This is a genomic window from Massilia sp. P2_C2, assembly GCF_056404615.1.
Map to the genome: position 1 here is coordinate 1 of NZ_JBFUDR010000517.1, position 2,543 is coordinate 2,543.

Here is a 2,543-nt window from a genome sequence, read left to right on the forward strand (position 1 = left end):
GCGTCACGTTGACGAGGTCGGGCGTGCCGTCGAATGCGCCCTCCAGGTTGCTGACCGTTGCCGTCAGCACGTCGCTGGTGCCGAACGGCAGGAAGTCGATCTGCAGATAGCCGTCGCCGCCCGTACCGGCCGTGTCGAGTGCCACGTGGTAGATCGGGCTGGCGGTGGCGCTGCCCGCGCCGGCCAGCAGGGCCAGCGCCAGCAGCGCCCGGGAGAAGAAGGTCTTCAGGTTCGTCATGGTGGTCTCGCTTCAATCAAAAGGTGCCGGAATACAGTGTCGACGTGAACGTCACGTTCGTCTTCGACGGGTTGGTGAAGGTCAGCGACACGGTCACGGTCGCGCCCGCCGCCAGCGAGGTGCCCGGCAGCCTGACGTAGGGCGCGCCGTTGAAGTCGCCGCTCTTGTTGTCCAGCGTGACGCCGGCCGGCAGGCCCTGCAGGACGTATTGCAGCGGTCCGTTGAGCGCGGCGCCGCTGGTATTCGTGAACGACACGCTGCCCACGAACTTGCCGGTGACGCGGTTGTAGCCCAGGGCGCCCGGCACGATCCTGACGCTGCCCGTGACATCCGTGAAGGCCGGCGCCAGGTTAAGGCTCACGACGACCGGGTCGTGGTCCGAGGCGCGGAAGGCGTTGTTCACGTACGGGTCGTCGGCCGTGTCGCCCAGGTTGTAGTCGATCGCATCCGGCTCGTCCGCATTGTTGTGCCACTCGGTGACGCCGRTCACCTGCGGGTCGAGGGCGCTGCTGGCCAGCGCATGGTCGAGATAGCCGCTCTGGCCGTCGAACACATAGGAATACGGGATGCCGTTCGGACGCACGAAACGCTCCAGTTCGTTGACCATGCCGCCGTCGGCCAGGAAGGCGATCGGATCTTCGTGGCCGTACGAGTTGAAGTCGCCCACGGCCAGCACGTCCGGATCGCCGGCGGCCGCGACGACGGTCGGGATGAAATAGCTGAACAGACGCTTGGCCTGCTGGATACGGGTGGCGTTCCAGCAACCCTGGCCGTCGCCGGTGTCGGTGTCGCCGACGCCCGCGCCGCCGCAGCTGCCCTTCGACTTCAGATGGTTGACGACCAGCGAGAACTTCGCGCCATTCGCATTCACCTTGAACGTCTGCGCCATCGGCGGACGGTTGTTGACGGCGTCGCCATCGGACAACGCGCCGCCCACCGGCGTCAGCACGGCCGTTTTATAAATCATCGCGACGCGGATCGCATCCGTGCCCGTCGCAGCGGGCTTCGCGACATACGCGTACACCGTCTTGCCGATTGCCAGGTTGAGCGCGTCGACGAGGTAGCCCACCGTGGTATCGCCATTGTTCTGGATTTCCATCAGGCCGACGGCGTCCGCATCCATCGCCTTCAGCTCACCCACGATCTTGTCGCGCTGGCGGTTGAATTCCGTGAGGTTGTCGGCGCCGCGGCAATTGCTCTTCGACGTAGCTCCGCCGATCGTGCAGCCCTGCCCCGTGCGCCCCCACGCATCCGTGCCGTCCGTGAACGTCGTGAAGAAGTTCAGCACGTTGGCGCTGGCCACGCGCACGTTGCCGGCGGCGACCGCCGCGGTGGCGACCGGCGGCGCGTCCGCGCGCGCATTCGTGCGGCTGAACACGGGTGTGTCCGTCGGTTGCAGCTTGTACCAGCCGCCGCCACCGCCGATCGCGCCGAAGTCGAGCACGCCGACGAGGTCCGTCACTGTATCGCCCGCACGCACCGTCTGGTCGGCGGCGAGGTAAGGGATATGTGCGGGCACCGTGAAGATGCCGTCGTCCAGCACGACCATGTTGCGCGCGTTGGCGGCGATCAGTGTGTTGGCCTCCGGCGTGCCGGCGCGGTAGCGATTGGTCGGCGTCTCGCRGCGGCCGTTGGCCAGCACCAGCTCGCCGCGGTCGCCCAGGTAGCTGTTGCCGTTCACGGTCAGCGGGTTCACGAAGCGCACCAGCATGCCCTCGTAGTGGCTCAGCTCGGCCGGCAGGTCGATGTTGACGGGCTGGATCGCGTAGCCGCTGCCCAGGACGTTCACGGCGCTGACGTCCTTCAGTTCCGTGTACGAACGCTTGGCGCCGTTCGGCGTGAATTCGGTCACGGTGCCCGTCACGCGCACGAGGTCGCCGACTTGCGCGGTCGCGGCGGCGCCGAACACGAAGATGGCGTCGGACGTGTCCGGGTCGCCGTCGCCCTGCGGATCCTGGATATAAAAACCGCTGCCAAGTTTCTTCGTGATGACGCCGGACGTCGTCTGCACCGTGTTCACGTACGGGCTCGTCAGGCCACTGCCCTGGATCTGCGGGATCGTGAGCATGCCGCTGACGGCCACGTTGACGGTGCAGCTATTGGTCTGGTTCGTGTCGTTGGCGAACGTGATCTCGACCGGATACGTGCCGGCCGGCAGGCTCGATGCGATGACGAGGTTGGCCGAGGCCGTCCGGTTGCCCGCGGTCGCGGCCGTGAATCCGGTCAGGCTGATGCCAGCCACGGCGCCCTTGCTGATGACGGCGCTGTTGACGAGGCTGTCGGCATCGCTCGCCTGCAACAGGGC

At 66.8% G+C, this 2,543-nt stretch carries 1 protein-coding gene and 1 pseudogene; both read right to left on the minus strand.

Going from position 1 to position 2,543, the window contains the following annotated elements; all coding sequences use genetic code 11:
• Nucleotides 1–238: pseudogene (locus tag AC1DYX_RS30300) on the minus strand (hypothetical protein); the annotation flags it as partial.
• 16 nt (nucleotides 239–254) lie between these two features.
• Nucleotides 255–2,543, minus strand: a 2,289-nt coding sequence (locus AC1DYX_RS30305; RefSeq protein ID WP_477265802.1) for an ExeM/NucH family extracellular endonuclease, incomplete at its 5' end; no start/stop codon positions are given.